This window comes from Modestobacter italicus, from assembly GCF_000306785.1.
Lineage (GTDB): Bacteria > Actinomycetota > Actinomycetes > Mycobacteriales > Geodermatophilaceae > Modestobacter > Modestobacter italicus.
This window is the reverse complement of sequence record NC_017955.1, coordinates 1,029,470-1,045,122: the sequence shown is the minus strand read 5'-3', so window position 1 is coordinate 1,045,122 and position 15,653 is coordinate 1,029,470. Positions and strand designations below refer to the sequence as shown.

Annotated in this window: 17 protein-coding genes; all 17 read left to right on the top strand. The window is 73.6% G+C overall.

Annotated elements, in window-relative coordinates; all coding sequences use genetic code 11:
* Nucleotides 1-161: 161 nt before the first annotated feature.
* The 17 genes from MODMU_RS05010 to MODMU_RS04930 all read left to right on the top strand — a co-directional run bounded on the left by MODMU_RS05010 (nt 162) and on the right by MODMU_RS04930 (nt 15,567).
* Nucleotides 162-1,094: a sigma-70 family RNA polymerase sigma factor gene (locus tag MODMU_RS05010; RefSeq protein ID WP_014739097.1), complete on the top strand. Its 933-nt coding sequence runs from the start codon at nt 162-164 to the stop codon at nt 1,092-1,094.
* A gap of 139 nt (nt 1,095-1,233) precedes the next feature.
* Nucleotides 1,234-2,376, top strand: a complete 1,143-nt coding sequence (locus tag MODMU_RS29310) for a flagellin N-terminal helical domain-containing protein (protein ID WP_269454061.1) — start codon at nt 1,234-1,236, stop codon at nt 2,374-2,376.
* 94 nt (nt 2,377-2,470) lie between these two features.
* Nucleotides 2,471-3,886: a flagellar filament capping protein FliD gene (gene fliD / locus MODMU_RS05000; protein ID WP_014739095.1), complete on the top strand. Its 1,416-nt coding sequence runs from the start codon at nt 2,471-2,473 to the stop codon at nt 3,884-3,886.
* 41 nt (nt 3,887-3,927) lie between these two features.
* Entirely contained in the window at nt 3,928-4,314 is a 387-nt protein-coding gene (fliS, locus tag MODMU_RS04995) for a flagellar export chaperone FliS (protein WP_014739094.1), read from the top strand.
* Nucleotides 4,311-4,697, top strand: a complete 387-nt coding sequence (locus MODMU_RS04990) for a hypothetical protein (protein WP_014739093.1) — start codon at nt 4,311-4,313, stop codon at nt 4,695-4,697. The genes fliS and MODMU_RS04990 overlap by 4 nt, the downstream gene beginning before the upstream one ends.
* A 307-nt stretch (nt 4,698-5,004) precedes the next feature.
* The gene (gene flgB, locus MODMU_RS04985) at nt 5,005-5,352 is read left to right on the top strand and encodes a flagellar basal body rod protein FlgB (RefSeq protein ID WP_014739092.1); all 348 of its coding nucleotides are present in this window, start codon (nt 5,005-5,007) and stop codon (nt 5,350-5,352) included.
* Between the two features lies 1 nt (nt 5,353).
* A complete protein-coding gene (gene flgC / locus MODMU_RS04980; protein ID WP_014739091.1) occupies nt 5,354-5,758 on the top strand; it encodes a flagellar basal body rod protein FlgC in 405 nt (134 codons plus the stop codon).
* Nucleotides 5,759-5,760: 2 nt separating this feature from the next.
* Nucleotides 5,761-6,102, top strand: coding sequence for a flagellar hook-basal body complex protein FliE (gene fliE, locus MODMU_RS04975; protein WP_014739090.1), 342 nt, complete (start codon nt 5,761-5,763; stop codon nt 6,100-6,102).
* Nucleotides 6,102-7,658: a flagellar basal-body MS-ring/collar protein FliF gene (fliF, locus tag MODMU_RS04970; protein WP_014739089.1), complete on the top strand. Its 1,557-nt coding sequence runs from the start codon at nt 6,102-6,104 to the stop codon at nt 7,656-7,658. Before fliE ends, fliF begins: the two co-directional genes overlap by 1 nt.
* Before the next feature lie 145 nt (nt 7,659-7,803).
* Nucleotides 7,804-8,877 (top strand): flagellar motor switch protein FliG, encoded by a 1,074-nt coding sequence (fliG, locus tag MODMU_RS04965; RefSeq protein WP_014739088.1) that lies wholly within the window; start codon nt 7,804-7,806, stop codon nt 8,875-8,877.
* Nucleotides 8,855-9,733 (top strand): FliH/SctL family protein, encoded by an 879-nt coding sequence (locus MODMU_RS04960; RefSeq protein WP_014739087.1) that lies wholly within the window; start codon nt 8,855-8,857, stop codon nt 9,731-9,733. The genes fliG and MODMU_RS04960 overlap by 23 nt, the downstream gene beginning before the upstream one ends.
* The gene (locus MODMU_RS04955; RefSeq protein WP_014739086.1) at nt 9,730-11,046 is read left to right on the top strand and encodes a FliI/YscN family ATPase; all 1,317 of its coding nucleotides are present in this window, start codon (nt 9,730-9,732) and stop codon (nt 11,044-11,046) included. The genes MODMU_RS04960 and MODMU_RS04955 overlap by 4 nt, the downstream gene beginning before the upstream one ends.
* Entirely contained in the window at nt 11,043-11,498 is a 456-nt protein-coding gene (locus tag MODMU_RS04950; protein WP_014739085.1) for a flagellar FliJ family protein, read from the top strand. The genes MODMU_RS04955 and MODMU_RS04950 overlap by 4 nt, the downstream gene beginning before the upstream one ends.
* Nucleotides 11,486-12,448: an NlpC/P60 family protein gene (locus MODMU_RS04945; protein ID WP_041794963.1), complete on the top strand. Its 963-nt coding sequence runs from the start codon at nt 11,486-11,488 to the stop codon at nt 12,446-12,448. The genes MODMU_RS04950 and MODMU_RS04945 overlap by 13 nt, the downstream gene beginning before the upstream one ends.
* Nucleotides 12,445-13,806, top strand: a complete 1,362-nt coding sequence (locus MODMU_RS04940; RefSeq protein ID WP_014739083.1) for a flagellar hook-length control protein FliK — start codon at nt 12,445-12,447, stop codon at nt 13,804-13,806. The genes MODMU_RS04945 and MODMU_RS04940 overlap by 4 nt, the downstream gene beginning before the upstream one ends.
* Before the next feature lie 13 nt (nt 13,807-13,819).
* Nucleotides 13,820-14,260 (top strand): flagellar hook assembly protein FlgD, encoded by a 441-nt coding sequence (locus MODMU_RS04935; protein ID WP_014739082.1) that lies wholly within the window; start codon nt 13,820-13,822, stop codon nt 14,258-14,260.
* A 50-nt stretch (nt 14,261-14,310) separates the two neighbouring features.
* A complete protein-coding gene (locus MODMU_RS04930; RefSeq protein ID WP_014739081.1) occupies nt 14,311-15,567 on the top strand; it encodes a flagellar hook protein FlgE in 1,257 nt (418 codons plus the stop codon).
* Nucleotides 15,568-15,653: the final 86 nt, after the last annotated feature.

The following is a 15,653-nucleotide window of genomic DNA, read 5'->3' as shown; positions in this document are numbered from 1 at the left end:
AGCTCCCCACCGGTCGGTGGGTGCTCGTCGAGGGACCCATCGGCACCGATCCCCGGTCGGTCAAGCCGAGATCGGCCGAGCACCGACGGGCGGACCAGGCGGCGCACACGATTCGCCCAGGAATGGTCCCGAAGCGGGCGGATCCTGCCGAGAAGGACGTCGTGAGCCCAGTCCGCACCCCGGTTGACGAGCGCCCGCCCTCCGACGTGGACGCGCTGGTGACGACGCACCTGCCGTTGGCCCAGTTCGCGGTGAACGCGGTCGCCGCGCGCATCTCGCTGCCCAGTCACGTCAGCAGGGACGACCTGCTCTCCTGCGCGCACGTCGCGCTGGTGGAGGTGGCCCGGCGCTTCGACCCCAGCGCCGGCGCGACCTTCTCCACCTACGCCCTCCCCCGGCTGCAGGGCGCCGTCCTCGACGAGCTCCGCTCCGGTGACTGGGCCAGCCGCTCGGTGCGGGCCGCGGCCCGGCGCACGGACGCCGCCGCGGACGCCCTCACCATCCGGCTGGGCCGGCCGCCGACCCGGGAGGAGCTGGCCGAGAGCCTCGGGGTGCCGCGCAGCGAGCTGGACACGCTGCAGGTCGACGTCCACCGGGCCGTGATGGTCAGCATCGACGCCGAGAGCGGCACCGAGGGCGGCTCGCTGGACCTGCCGGCCACCGGCGACTCCCCCGAGCGCGCGCTGCTGCGCGGCGAGCGGGCCCGGCACCTGCAGGAGGCGATCCGGGCGCTGCCCGACCGGCTCGACGAGGTGGTCGAGCGCAACTTCTTCGGCGACGAGTCGCTCACCGACATCGCCGACAGCTTCGGCGTCACCCTCTCCCGGGTCTCCCAGATGCGCGCCCGGGCGCTGACCCTGCTGCACGCGGCGATGAGCGAGATCTGGGAGGGGCAGCCGGTGACCGCCGACGGCGGCGTGAGGGCCCGCAACCAGCAGCGGGCCTACGTGGACCGGGTGGTCGCCCAGCAGACCGCCGCCCGCACGGCCGCGCTCCCCCCGTCGCTGCCCGCACCGGCCCCGCGTCCCCGGCGCCGGCCGGCCTGGCAGCTGCCCGAGCCCGCGGGCGCCCCGGGCGCGACCCGACCCGCCTGAGGGAGACCGGCCGAGAAAGTTCTCCGGTTCGGGTCAAGGTCCCACCCGACCCAGCCGTTACCAGTGAGGCAACGCCCCGCAGCACGGATGCAGCGGGAGTCACCAGGAAGCCCCGATTCCACGGAGGAACACCATGGGCATGAGCGTCAACACCAACATCTCGGCGATGAACGCCTACCGCAACCTGTCGGCCACCAACGACTCGATGAGCAAGTCGCTGGAGCGCCTCTCCTCCGGCTTCCGCATCAACCGTGCGGCCGACGACGCGGCCGGGCTCGCCATCTCCGAGGGTCTGCGTTCGCAGATCGGCGGCATCACCCAGGCCGTCCGCAACACCCAGGACGGCGTCAGCGTCGTGCAGACGGCGGAAGGTGGCCTCTCCGAGACCACCTCGATCCTCCAGCGCATGCGTGACCTGGCCGTGCAGTCCGCCAACGACAGCAACGACGTCAACTCCCGCGCCGCCATCAACGCCGAGACCACGGCGCTGAAGTCGGAGCTCACCCGCATCGCCGACAAGACCACCTTCAACAACGTGAACCTGCTCAACGGGTCCTTCACCGGCAAGCAGTTCCAGGTCGGCTACGCGGCCAACGACGTCATCAACGTCAACATCAACTCCACCGGCGTCACCCCGGCCAAGACCTCCTACGCCAACGGTGCCGCCACCACGACCGCCGCCACCGCCAGCTTCACGGTGGGTGCGGTCACCGTCACCACCACGGCCCTGACCGCCAGCAGCGACGCGAACAACATCGCGACGCAGCTGAACGGCCAGGCCAACTTCGCGGCCTCCTTCACGGCGGCCGTGGACCCGAACACCGGTGGTCTGACCATCACCGCGAAGGACGCCACCCTGACCGGCGCCATCACCATCGGCGGCACCGGCCTGGGCACCACCACCGGCGCCACCGCTCCGACCGCAGTCGCGGCCGGCACGGCCACCGGTGGCTTCTCGGCCACCGACCTGGGCGTCAACGGCATCACCCTGGCGGACAAGGCCGGGGCGAACAGCGCCATCACGGTCATCGACAGGGCCATCACCCAGGTCTCCAGCGCCCGCGCCAACCTCGGTGCGCTGCAGAACCGGTTCGAGCACACCATCAACAACCTGAAGACGACGAACGAGAACCTGACGGCGTCGGAGTCCCGGATCCGCGACACGGACATGGCCCAGGAGATGACCAACTTCACCCGGAGCCAGGTCCTCACCCAGGCCGGTACGTCGATGCTGGCCCAGGCGAACCAGTCCACCCAGAGCATCCTCAAGCTCCTGGGCTGAGCCTGACCGCACCACCCCGCACCACCCGCTGAGGGGGGAGGCCCCGGCCTCCCCCCTCAGTTCGTGCACCACCTGACAGAGAGAGCGAGAACTCATGAGCGGCGTGAGCGTCGGCACCGGCCTGGCCTCGGGGACGGACTACACCACCCTGATCACCCAGCTGATGGCCATCGAGGCCCAGCCGCAGACGCTCCTGAAGAACCAGCTCTCGGCCACCCAGAGCCAGGCCAACGGGCTGCGCCAGATCAACACCGGCTTCGCCGCCCTGGCCGGCGCCGCGAAGGCGCTCACCGTCGCGACCGCGTGGACCGCCGCCAAGGCCACCAGCTCCTCCTCCGCCGTGACCGCCACCGCCACCACCGGCGCCGCGGCCGGCTCCCTCACCTTCTCCGTCGACCAGCTGGCCACCCCGCACACGCTGGTCAGCGGGCAGAACTGGACGAAGACCACCGACGCCTCCGGGCTCGGCTCGCCGCTCACGGTGAAGAACACCGCCGCCGGCACCACCACGGACATCACGCTCACCGACTCCGATGCCGACGGCACGGTGAGCCTCGCCGAGGCGGTGGCCTCGATCAACAAGGCCGGCGCCGGCATCACCGCCAGCGCGGTCAACACCGGGTCGGGTTACCGGCTGCAGGTGACCTCCACCGGCACGGGCAAGGCCAGCGACTTCTCGCTGAGCTCGGCCACCCTGCCGGCCTTCTCGGTGCTGGCCCAGGCGCAGGACGCGCAGGTCACGATCGGCGGGACCAGCGCGAACGCCTACAAGGTGACCTCGTCGACCAACACCTTCACCGGCGTGCTCGACGGCACCTCCTTCACCGTCGGCGCGACCACCCCGTCGGCCACCCTCACGGTCGCCAGCGACCCGAGCGCCGCGGTCGCCGCCGTCCAGGCGCTGGTCACCGCGGCCAACAACGTGCTCGGCACCATCGACTCGCTCACCGACACCTCGTCCGGCTCGACCGCCCCGCTCAAGGGGAACTGGTCGCTGGGCAGCATGGCCGGCAACATCCTCAACGCCGTCTCCAGCGCGGTCGGGGTGGGCACCAGCACGGCCTCGGCCGGTTCCCTGGGCCTGCAGCTGACCAACAACGGCACGCTGAAGTTCGACGCGACGGTGTTCCAGGCCAAGCTGGCCGAGAACCCGGCGCTGCTGCAGGGCGTGTTCGGCGGCGCCGTCGGCGCCGGCACCGACCTCATCGCCGGCACCATGGACGACGACCTGGTCACCGACGGCGTTGCGGCGCGGCTGCAGCGGCTGGCCACCCAGGCGAGCGACTCGGTGAGCGGCAGCATCACGAGCCTCGCCAAGGGCCAGGACACCCGGGCGAAGGACCTCCAGGACCAGATCGACTCCTGGGACCTGCGGCTGGCCTCGCGCAAGGCGACGCTCACCGCGCAGTACACCGCGCTGGAGACCGCGCTCGGCAAGCTGCAGAACCAGTCCACCTGGCTGACCTCGCAGATCAAGCAGCTGCCCAGCTGGTCCTCGTCCGACTCCTGAGTCCCGCTCCCCTCCGACTCCCCTCCCCAGGAGAACCACCGATGAGCACTGCCTCGCTCCGCGCCCGCTACCTCGGCGACTCGGTCGCCACCGCCTCACCGCAGCAGCTCCTGGTGATGCTCTACGACCGGCTGGCCCTCGACCTCCAGCGCGGCGAGGCCGCCCTCACCGCGGGCGACCGGGAGGGGGCGCACGGCCAGCTCATGCACGCGCAGGAGATCGTCCTGGAGCTGCGGGCCAGCCTGCGGGTGGAGATCTGGGACGGCGGCCCGCGGCTGGCCGCGCTGTACACCTGGCTGCTCGACGAGCTCATCCAGGCCAACATCCGCGGTGACGTGCGCCGGGTCGTCGACTGCCGCCGGATCGTCGAGCCGCTGCGCGACGCGTGGGCGCAGGCCGCCGTGGAGTGCGCGGGGAGCCCGGTGTGACCGGGGAGCCGCCTCGTCCCCGGGGCGGCCGCAGCCGGGCCGGCGACTTCCCCGCCCTGGTGGCGGAGGCCCGGGCCTGGCCCGCCGTGCTCGACGCCCTCGAGGGCGACGTGTACGAGGCGGAGGAGACCCTCGCCCGCAACCGGGCCGACGAGATCGCGGCCTGGGGCCGGCGGAGCACCGACTGGATCCCGCCGAGCAACCTCGGCCCGCTGCCCGACGACCTCCGAGAGCGCGCCGCGCGGCTGCTGCAGCACCAGCTCGCGGTGGCCGAGCAGCTCGTCGAGCGGATCACCCAGTCCCAGAAGCAGCGCAACGTCGCCGCCCGGATGTCCTACGCCCCCACCCGCCCGGTCGCCTCCTACGTCGACCGGGCGATGTGAGGAGGACCCCCGTTCCCCCCACGCTCTGCACGCTCAGCGCGGGCCCCTGAACGGGGGCCGAACCACTCTTCCCGTCCCCGGGCCGAAGCCGTCGCTTCGACCCGGGGACGGTTGCGTTTCGTCACTCGACGACCCGATCCGGCTCCCCGCCCGTCACGATCCCCTCCCCGACTGCCGATGACCTGAGGGCACGGAGTGCACCATCCCGCCACGGATCGGCGGACCCCCACCCGCAGGCACCTCCTGCGGGTGCGTCCCGCCGTACCCGGAGGTAATCCGTGCTGCGTCGCTCCCCCACGAGCGCCCGGTGATCACCGACACGACCATGACCGCGCTGCACGCCGCCCTCACCGGGCTGCAGCAGCGGGCCGACGTGACCGCCGACAACATCGCCAACGTCGACACCCCCGGCTTCCTCGCCTCCCGCGTCAGCTTCGAGTCGACGCTGCGCGACGAGCTGGCCAACGGGGAGACGCCGCGCGTCCAGCAGAGCGCGGTGAACCAGTCCATGGACCCGACCAACACCAACGGCAACAACGTCAACCTCGACACCGAGACGACGATCGCCACCGAGACCGGCCTGCGCTACCAGCTGGCCCTCAACGCGCTGGACGGCAAGTACAGCCTGCTGCGCTCGGCGCTGAGGACGTCCTGACGTGTCGACCTTCGACGTGCTGCGGATCTCCGGGTCCGGCCTCTACGCCAACCGGAAGTGGATGGACGCCGTCTCGGACAACCTGGCGAACATCAACACCGCCACCTCCACCGACCAGGCCGCCTTCCAGGAACGGATGATCGTCGTCCAGGCCGCCGACTACGGCTCCGGCCAGGGCGGCGTCCAGGTGGCCGGCGCGCAGTTCGGCAGCGCCGAGGGCCGGCTGGTCTACGAGCCGGAGAACGCCCTCGCCGACGCCGACGGCTACGTCCGCTACCCCGACATCGACATGGGCGACCAGATGACCCAGCTGATCCAGGCCCAGCGCAGCTACCAGGCGAACCTGTCCTCCATCGACCGCGCCACCACCGCCTACCGCGCGGCGCTCCAGCTCGGGAAGGGCTGACCATGACCTCGCCGATCAGCGGCATCACCTCCGCGATGTCCGGCATCCCCGGCCTCGGCGCGCTGCCCGGGGTGGGCGACGTCGCCGGCACCGCGGCGACCACCGGCACGCCGTCGACGTCGGGCGCGGACTTCGCCTCGATCCTCGCGAGCTCGGTCGACCAGCTGCAGGGGATGCACTCGACCACCGACGCGCTGGCCACCCAGGCCGCCACCGGCGACCTCAACGACGTCACCGACTACATGATCGCCAGCAACGAGGCAAAGTTGGCGACCGACACCGTGGTGACGCTGAAGAACCAGGCGGTGTCCGCCTTCACTGAGATCATGAGGATGAACGTCTGATGCCTGCCGCCCTCGCCGGCCCGCTGGCCAAGGCCCGCTCGCTGCTGCAGACGATCAGCATCGGCCAGAAGATCGTCATCGGCCTGCTGGTCGCCGGCCTGGTGCTGGGCGGCTTCGTCTTCTACCGCTGGATCACCGCGCCGACGCTGTCGCCGCTGTTCTCCAACCTCGCCTCGGCCGACGCCTCGGCGATCGTCGAGGAGCTCAACACCGAAGGGGTGGCGTACACCCTGGCCGACGGCGGCCAGACGATCATGGTGGCCCAGGACAAGGTCTCCAGCCTGCGGCTGACCATGAGCGGCCTGGGCCTGCCGGCGGACAACGAGTCCGGGTACGCGCTGCTCGACGAGCAGGGCATCACCACCAGCGAGTTCCAGCAGCAGGTCTCCTACCAGCGCGCGCTCGAGGGCGAGCTGGCCAACACCCTCACGTCGCTGGACGGCGTCACCGCGGCGGTCGTGCACATCGCGCTGCCCAAGGACGAGGTGTTCGCCACCGACGAGGGCAAGCCGACCGCCTCGGTGCTGCTGGACCTGGCGCCGGGCACGACGCTGTCCGGTGAGCAGATCCAGGCGGTCACCCACCTGGTCTCCTCCAGCATCGAGAAGATGGACCCGGCCGACGTCACCGTGGCCGACCAGACCGGCGCGGTGCTGTCCGCGGCCGGGGAGGGCGCGACCGCGGGCACCGGGGACGCGCAGGCCCAGGCCGAGCAGGAGTACGAGGCCCGGCTGGCCGCCAACGCCCAGCAGATCCTCGACCGGATCGCCGGGCCGAACAACGCGGTGGTGACCGTGCGGGCCGACCTCAACTTCGACAAGGTCGACACCACCGCCGAGTCCTACGACTACACCGCCGGCACTCCGGCGCTGTCCGAGAGCACCACCACGGAGGGCTACACCGGCAGCAACGGCGCCACCGGTGGCGTGCTGGGCGCGGAGACCCCGACCACCGGCGGGACCGGGGACTCGACGTACGACAAGTCCTCGACCACCTCCAACAACGCCGTCGGCAAGACGGTGACCACCACGGAGGGCGCGGTCGGGACCGTCGACCGGCTCACCGTCTCGGTGGCCATGGACAGCGCGACCGCCGGCGGGGTCGACCAGGTGCAGCTGCAGAACCTGGTCAGCAACGCCGTCGGGCTGGACACCGCCCGCGGGGACGCCATCACGGTCGCCTCCATGGCGTTCGACCAGACGGCGGCCGAGCAGGCCGCGGCCGACCTCAAGGCCGCCCAGGCCGCCGAGAAGAGCGCGCAGATGTGGTCGCTCATCAAGACCGGCGGCATCGCGCTCGGCATCGCGCTGCTGGTGCTCGTCGTCTGGCTGCGCTCCCGGCGCAACCGCGAGGAGTACGAGGAGTTCGAGGACGAGGAGACGGACTTCGAGCCGATCCAGGTCGAGAGCGTCCGCGACCCGGCGCTCGACGACCGGGCCCACCAGCTGGCCGTGGCCCAGCGGGAGAAGGTCCGCGGCGAGATCTCCGAGATGGTCAGCGACCGGCCCGACGAGGTCGCCACCATGCTGCGCGGCTGGTTCGCCGACGCGAAGTGACCGACCGCCCGGTGGCGGGTCGGGTCCCCGGTATCGGGGACCTGGCCCGCCACCGGCGTCTTCTGGTCCCGGTGCCCGACCGGCCCGGGACTGCCGATGGAGGAGGAGGGCGCCGACCGCGCCTCCCAGGCACGAGGAGTGAGCAGTGAGCATCGCCAGCGTCGAACAGCTCGTCGGGGTGGCACCGACCTCGGTCATGCCCGTCGTGGTGGCCCGCAAGGAGCTGCCCGGCCTGCGCAAGGCGGCGGTGTTCCTGGCCCAGCTCTCCAAGGAGGAGGCCGGCGCCGTGCTCGCGCAGCTGCGCCCCTCCGAGGTCGAGAAGCTCACCAGCGAGCTGATGCGCCTGCAGGGGGTGGACGGCGCCGACGTCGACGACGTGCTCAGCGAGTTCCACTCCCTGATGCAGGCCCGCCGCTTCGTCGGCACCGGGGGCGTCGAGTTCGCCCGCGAGGTGCTCGCCGCCGGCCTGGGCGAGGAGAAGGCCGACGGCATCCTCTCCCGGCTCAACGTCGTCTACACCGAGCTGCCGTTCGCCTCGCTGCGCAACAGCGACGTCCGCCAGCTGGTCACCTTCCTCAAGGACGAGCACCCGCAGGTCATCGCCCTGGTGCTGGCGCACCTCCCGGCGCCGCAGTCGGCCGAGGTGCTGTCGGGCTTCCCGCCGGACCAGCAGGCCGACGTCGCCTACCGGATCGCCGTCATGGACCGCACCTCGCCGGAGATGGTCCGGATGGTCGAGGAGGAGCTGGGCCGCCGGATGGGCTCGCTGCTCGCCTACCAGGACATGGCCACCGTCGGCGGCGTCGAGACGCTGGTGGAGATCATCAACCGCTCCTCCCGGCCCACCGAGCGCTCCATCCTGGAGTGGCTGGAGGGCAGCGACCCGGAGCTGGCCGAGCGGATCCGCTCGCAGATGTTCGTCTTCGAGGACATCGTCACCATCGACGACCGGTCGCTGCAGCTGGTGCTGCGCGACGTCGAGGCCAACGACCTGGCCACCGCGCTCAAGGGCGTCCGCACGGACGTCCGGGACAAGGTGGTCCGCAACCTCTCCGAGCGCGCCGGGGAGAACCTGCTGGAGGAGATGGAGCTGCTCGGCCCGGTCCGCACCCGGACCGTCGAGGAGTCCCAGGCCAAGATCGTCGCCGTCATCCGCACGCTCGAGGAGCAGGGTGCGCTGACCATCTCGCGGGGCGGTGAGGACGATTTCGTCGCCTGAGCGGCGCGAGCCGCGGGAGACGCTGCTGCTGCGCGGCTCCTCCGCCGCCGAGGCGGTCCCGTACCAGCGGGCCGGCGCCGCCCCGACCTGGGGCCGTCGCTCCGGACGGCGCAGCGAGCAGCCCGTGGACGCTGCTGCCCCGGTCCCGCCGCCCGCTCCCGCACCCCGCGCCCCGGTGGCCGCTCCGGTGCCGCCCGCGCGGCGCGCCACCGACGCCGGCGTCGTGCTCGACGTGGGCACCGCCCGGGGGGAGGCCGGCGCCGCCGGCCCGACCGGCCGGCGGCTGGGCGACGTCTACGCCGAGCAGCTGGAGCGGCTCCGCGAGGAGGCCCGCCGGGAGGGCTGGGCCGCCGGCCACGCCGAGGGCCTGGTGGCCGCCGGTCAGGTCGTCGCCGCCGCCGAGCGCGCCGCCGAGCAGCGTCTCGCCGACGTGCAGGCCCGCTGGGAGCGCCGGCTGGCCTCCGCGACGGCGGCGATGGGCGCGGCGGTCGAGCGCCTGGACGCCACCGCGGCGCCGGTCGTCGACGACCTGCGGGACAGCGTCCTGGACGCGGTCGTGCTGCTGGTGGGCGACCTGCTCGGCCGCGAGGTGGCCACCGCCGACGCCAACGGGCTCGACGCCCTCCGCCGGGCGCTGACCCTGTGCCCGACCGATGTGCCGGTCGTCGTCCGGCTGCACCCCGACGACCTCGCCGAGGTGCCCGCGGCGGCGCTGGCCCAGCTACCGGCCTCCGTCACCGTGGTGGCCGACGAGGCCGTGGAGCGCGCCGGCGCGCTGGCCGAGGCCGGCAGCGTCCGGGTGGACGCCCAGCTGACCAGCGCCCTGCAGCGCGTGCTGGAGGTGCTGCACTCGTGACCCGCGTGCTCTCCCCCGCCGTCCTGGACAGGGCCCGGATCGCGGCCCGGCCGCAGCTGACCGGCATCGTCACCGGCGCGATGGGCCTGACCCTGAGCGTGGAGGGCATCACCGCCGCCGTCGGCGACCTCGTCGAGGTCTCCCCCGGGCAGCGGCCGCTGCTCGCCGAGGTGGTCGCCGTGCACCGGGACCGGCTCACCTGCATGCCGCTGGGCGACCTGTCCGGCATCCGATCGGGCACCCCGGTCCGGCCCACCGGCCGCCCGCTGCAGGTGCCCGTCGGCGAGGCGCTGCTCGGCCGGGTGCTCGACGGGCTCGGCCGGCCGCTGGACGGCGGGCCGCCGCTGGGCAGCCTGGTCTCCTACGTCGACCTGACCAGCGAGACGCCCAACGCGCTCACCCGGGCGCGGGTCAGCCGCCCGCTGGCCACCGGGGTGCGCGCGCTGGACACCCTGGTGCCGGTCGGCCGCGGTCAGCGGCTGGGCATCTTCGCCGGCTCCGGCGTCGGCAAGTCCACCCTGCTCTCCCAGATCACCCGCGGCACCGACGCCGACATCCGGGTCATCGGGCTGATCGGCGAACGTGGCCGCGAGGTCCGCGAGTTCATCGAGGAGGACCTCGGCCCGGAGGGGCTCGCGCAGTCCGTCGTCGTCGTCGCCACCTCCGACGAGCCGCCGCTGGTCCGGCTCAAGGCCGCGTTCGTCGCCACCCGGATCGCCGAGGCCTTCCGCGACCAGGGCCGCGACGTCCTGCTGATGATGGACTCGATCACCCGCACGGCGATGGCCCAGCGCGAGGTCGGGCTCTCCGCCGGGGAGCCGCCGGCCACCCGGGGCTACCCGCCGAGCGTGTTCGCGATGCTGCCCAAGCTGCTGGAGAAGGCCGGCACGAGCACCGCCGGGTCGATCACCGGGCTGTACACCGTGCTGGTCGACGGCGACGACCACAACGAGCCGATCGCCGACACCGCCCGCTCCATCCTGGACGGGCACGTGGTGCTGACCCGCAAGCTGGCCACCGCCGGCCACTTCCCGGCCATCGACGTGCTGGAGTCGATCTCCCGGGTGGCCACGGCGGTCGTCCCCGGCGCGCAGATGACCGACGCCCGGGAGCTCCGCCGGATGCTCGGCGCGCTGCGCGACGTCCGGGAGCTGATCGAGATCGGCGCCTACCAGACCGGCACCGACCCCCTCGTCGACCGCGCCCGCCGGCTGGTGCCCGACATCGACGCCTTCCTGCGGCAGTCCACCGCCGACTCGACGCCGCTGCCCGAGGCCTGGGCCCGGCTGCACGCGATCATCACGGCCGCGTGAAGCAGGCCCCCTTCCGCCTCGAGCCGGTCCTCCGGCTGCGCCGCACCGAGGAGCGCGCCGCCGGGCTGGCCGCCGCCGCGGCCGCCCGCGAGGCCGCCGCCGCCGCCGAGCGGGCCGAGCAGCAGGCGCAGGCGCTGTCCACCCGCTCCCTGCCCGGCGGGCTCGACGGCCGGGCGTTCATCGCGGCGATGGTCGCATCGACCACCGCGGCTGCCGATGTCTCAGCTGCACGGGCACTCGCCGTGGCCCAGGCCGAGCAGGCCGAGCTGGTCCGCGAGCGGTGGACCGAGGCCGCTCAGCGCACCAAGGGGCTCGAGCGGCTGCGCGAGCGGCACGTGGCCGCACTGCAGGCAGCGGCCGACGTGGCCGAGGCCCGGGTGGTCGACGACCTGGTCACCCGACGGCACAGCACCGACCGACGGCGAGAGGAGGAGCAGACGTGGACGGACTGAGCGCGGTGCAGAGCCGGATCAGCGAGATCCAGACCCGGTTCCTCACCACCCCGACGACGACGGCGCGCTCGGCCTGGTCGGCCGCCGCCACCACCGCCGGGCTCACCGGCACCGCCGCGGCGGTGGCCTCGGCGACGGGCAGCACCACCGGTACCGGTGCCGGCACCTCGGCCGTGGTCCAGGCGGCGCAGCGGTACCTCGGCGTCCCCTACACCTGGGGCGGCACCGACGCGAGCACCGGCTTCGACTGCTCCGGGCTGGTGCAGCAGGTCTACGCCGACCTCGGCATCGACCTCCCCCGCACCTCCTCGCAGCAGGCCACCTCCGGTCGCCCGGTCGCCTCGGTGGCCGAGGCCCAGCCCGGCGACCTGGTGTTCTACGACTACACGTCGTCCCGCCCCGGCATCGACCACGTCGGCATCTACATCGGCAACGGGCAGATGATCTCCGCACCGCAGGAGGGCGAGGTGGTCAAGGTCCAGGACGTGGGCAGCCCCACCGTCATCCGCCGGGTGCTCCCGGACGCGACCGCCGCGACCAGCGCGACGACCGGCAGCAGCGGCAGCCTCGGCGGCGTCCCGTACGCCGACCTCTTCACCCAGGCCGGCCGCCGGTACGGCGTCGACCCGGCCGTGCTCGCGGGCATGGCGAAGACGGAGTCGAACTTCAACGGCGCCGCCGTCTCACCCGCCGGCGCGCGGGGGCTCATGCAGTTCATGCCGGCCACGGCCGCCGGCCTCGGCGTCGACACGAGCGACCCCGCGTCCTCGATCGACGGCGCGGCCCGCTACCTGAGCCAGCTGACCGAGCAGTTCGGCTCCACCGAGCTCGCGCTGGCCGCCTACAACGCCGGCCCCGGCACGGTGGCGCGCTACGGCGGCATCCCGCCCTACGGCGAGACCCAGTCCTACGTCCAGAAGGTGACCAGCGCCGCGGAGGCCTACCGATGACAGCTCCCAGCCTCCTGACCGCGGCACCGGCCGCCCCGGCTCCCGGGTCCACCGGCCCGGCGTCCGCAGGCACGGCCGAGTCCGCACCGGCCTTCGCCACCGCCCTGGACGACGCCCTCACCGGCAGCGGCACCCCCGACCGGGACGCCCCGCGCGCCACTGCCGACGACGAGCCGGCCACCGACGCCCCCGCCACGGACGCCGCCGCCCCCACCCCGGTCGTGCCGGTGGAGCCGGGCCTGTGGGCGCTGCTCAGCGTCGCGCAGCCGGTCACCGTCCCCCCGGCCGGCGGTCCGTCCGCCGCCCCCGCTGCGGAGCCGACCACGGCCCCGGTCGGCGCTGCGGTGGCGGTCCCGCAGGTCCCGGTGGGTCCGGCGACCGCACCCGTCGCCGACGCCGTCCCGGCCGCCGGCACACCGGCTCCGGCCCCCGGCGCGGACGTCCTGGCCGGGCCGGCCGGGACTGCCGCTCCGGCGTCCGCTCCCCCGGCTCCTCCGGTCGCGGCTCCGCTCCTCCCGGCGACGACCGCCCCGGCGACCACCGCCGCGGCACCCTCGGAAGAGCCCGCCGCCATCCCGTTCTCCGTGGTGCTCGCCGCTGCGCCGGCCGGTCCGGCGACCGGCACCGGTGCCGCACCCGGCCCGACCGCCGTGGCCGACGCGCCGGCCCCGACCCCGGGTGTGCTGCTCACCGCTGCCGCCGGCACCGCCTCCGACGGCGGCGCGCAGACCTCCGACGGGGGCGCCGGCGGGCAGGGGGCCGGGTCCGCACCGGCCGCTGCCGCACCGGCGCCCGACGTCGACCCGGTGTTCGCCCCGGCCGCTGCCGCGCCGGCCGCACCGGCCGCACCGGCCGCACCGGTGACCACCGTCCCGGCGGCCGCCGTGCCGGGCGACGAGCCCTCGGTCGCGGCCCAGCTGGGCCGCCAGCTCGCTGTGCTGACCTCCGCCCCGGACGGCAGCCAGACGATGACGCTGGTGATCACCCCCGACGACCTCGGCCCGGTCACCATCCAGGCCACCGTGACGAACGGGACGCTCGACCTGACCCTGACCGGCGCGCGCGAGACGGGCCGGCACGCCCTGGCCGAGGCGCTGCCCGACCTGCGCCGCGACCTCGAGGGCGCGGGCTTCTCGCTCGGCCGGCTCGAGGTCGGCGCCGACGCCGACGGGGGCGGGAGCCCGTGGGCCCGGGCGGCGCAGCAGCAGCTGGCCGACTCCCAGCAGGGGCAGGGCCGACCCGGCCAGCCCGCCGCCGCGCCCCGCAGCTGGGCGCTGACCGGCGACCACCCCGGTGGGGGCAGCACCGCCCGCGCCTCCGACCTGTCCACGTCGTCCGGCGTGGACGTCCTCGCGTGAGGGAGACCCCCAGATGACCGCCCCAGTCAGCGGCGCCGGCCCGGTGGCGACGAACACGGCCACCACCCAGGTGAGCAACGCCAACGGGTTCGACTCCGAGACGTTCCTCAAGCTGCTCGTCGCCCAGCTGAAGTACCAGGACCCCAGCGACCCGGCCAGCAGCAGCGAGCTGATGGCGCAGACCGCCACCCTCGCCCAGGTGCAGAGCCTGGACGCCATCGCCAAGCAGAACAGCGAGTCGCTCACCCTGCAGAAGTCGCTGAGCGCGGGAGCGCTGGTCGGCCAGACCGTCTCCTACACCGACTCCGACGGCGCCACGAAGACCGGGGTGGTCACCGCGGTCAAGATCAGCAGCGACCCCACGGCGCAGTCCCAGGCCGTCATCGGCGGGGTCGACGTCGACCTCGCCCGCCTCTCGCAGGTGGCGCTCCCGACCGCCACCGCCGCCGGCTGACGACGGCGTCCCCGCCCCCGCACCCCCCGACCTGACCCGAGGAGCTCCCCGTGCTGCGTTCCATGTTCTCGGCCATCTCCGGCCTCAAGGCGCACCAGACCAAGCTCGACACCGTCGGCAACAACATCGCCAACGTCAACACCGTCGGCTACAAGTCCAGCCAGACCGTCTTCCAGGACACCCTGTCCCAGGTGCTGAGCAACGGCTCGGCACCCACCGAGACGACCGGTGGCACCAACCCGGCCCAGGTCGGCCTGGGCGTGAAGGTCGCCGGCATCACCACGAACTTCAGCCAGGGCTCCACGCAGAGCACCAGCCGGTCGACCGACTTCATGATCAGCGGCGACGGCTTCTTCGTCACCCAGGCGGGCAACGAGCAGCTGTTCACCCGGGCCGGCTCGTTCGACTTCGACGGCCAGGGCCGGCTGGTCACCTCCGACGGGTCGATCCTGCAGGGCTGGACGGCCACCGACGGCGTCGTGGACACCAACGGCGCCATCGGCGACCTGTCGGTGCCCTACGGCCAGGTCATGCCGCCGCAGGCCTCGAAGACCGGTGGGTTCACCGGCAACCTCACCAGCGGCGCGGCCACCGGCGACGCGGTGGAGAGCCAGATCACCATGTACGACGCGCTGGGCAACGCCCACCAGATCACCGCCACGTTCACCAAGACGGCGGCCGCCAACGCGTGGTCGCTGACCCTCAAGGACGAGAACGGCGCTGACCTCACCCCGGACACCGACACCGCCACCGCCGGCGTCCAGGGCCCGGTGCTGGACTTCGACGCCGCGACCGGCCAGCTCGCCGCGGCCGACCGGACGCTGACCTTCGCGCCTTCCGCGGCGATGGCCGGCAGCTGGCCGGGGACGCTCAGCCTGGACCTGAGCACGATCAGCCAGTTCGGCGCGAAGAGCTCGCTCAAGCCCACCACCACCGACGGCTTCGCGATGGGCACGCTGCAGTCGTTCTCGCTCAGCTCCGACGGCACGATCGTCGGCGTCTACTCCAACAGCCTGCGCCAGGACATCGGCAAGCTCGCGCTGGCCACCTTCTCCAACCCCGGCGGGCTGGAGAAGTCGGGGAACTCCTCCTACCGGGTGGGCAACAACTCCGGGGTCGCCGTCATCGGCGCCGCCGGGACCGGCGGCGCGGGCACCCTCACCGCGGGCGCGCTGGAGATGTCCAACGTCGACCTCGCGTCGGAGTTCACCGACCTGATCATCGCCCAGCGCGGCTTCCAGGCGAACAGCCGCGTGATCACCACCTCCGACGAGGTCCTGCAGAGCCTGGTCCAGCTCGGCCGCTGATCCAGGCCCCGGCCCGGTCGCCCCCGCGGGGTGACCGGGCCGGCCGGCTCAAGCACCGGCGCCCCGACGCCGATGACACCACTGCG

What these genes read in the sequence shown, in the direction of transcription:
- MODMU_RS29310 (WP_269454061.1), top strand. Translation starts at nt 1,234, where the DNA reads ATGAGCGTCAACACCAACATCTCGGCGATGAACGCCTACCGCAACCTG.
- fliD (WP_014739095.1), top strand. Translation starts at nt 2,471, where the DNA reads ATGAGCGGCGTGAGCGTCGGCACCGGCCTGGCCTCGGGGACGGACTAC.
- fliS (WP_014739094.1), top strand. Translation starts at nt 3,928, where the DNA reads ATGAGCACTGCCTCGCTCCGCGCCCGCTACCTCGGCGACTCGGTCGCC.
- fliE (WP_014739090.1), top strand. Translation starts at nt 5,761, where the DNA reads ATGACCTCGCCGATCAGCGGCATCACCTCCGCGATGTCCGGCATCCCC.
- fliF (WP_014739089.1), top strand. Translation starts at nt 6,102, where the DNA reads ATGCCTGCCGCCCTCGCCGGCCCGCTGGCCAAGGCCCGCTCGCTGCTG.
- MODMU_RS04940 (WP_014739083.1), top strand. Translation starts at nt 12,445, where the DNA reads ATGACAGCTCCCAGCCTCCTGACCGCGGCACCGGCCGCCCCGGCTCCC.
- MODMU_RS04935 (WP_014739082.1), top strand. Translation starts at nt 13,820, where the DNA reads ATGACCGCCCCAGTCAGCGGCGCCGGCCCGGTGGCGACGAACACGGCC.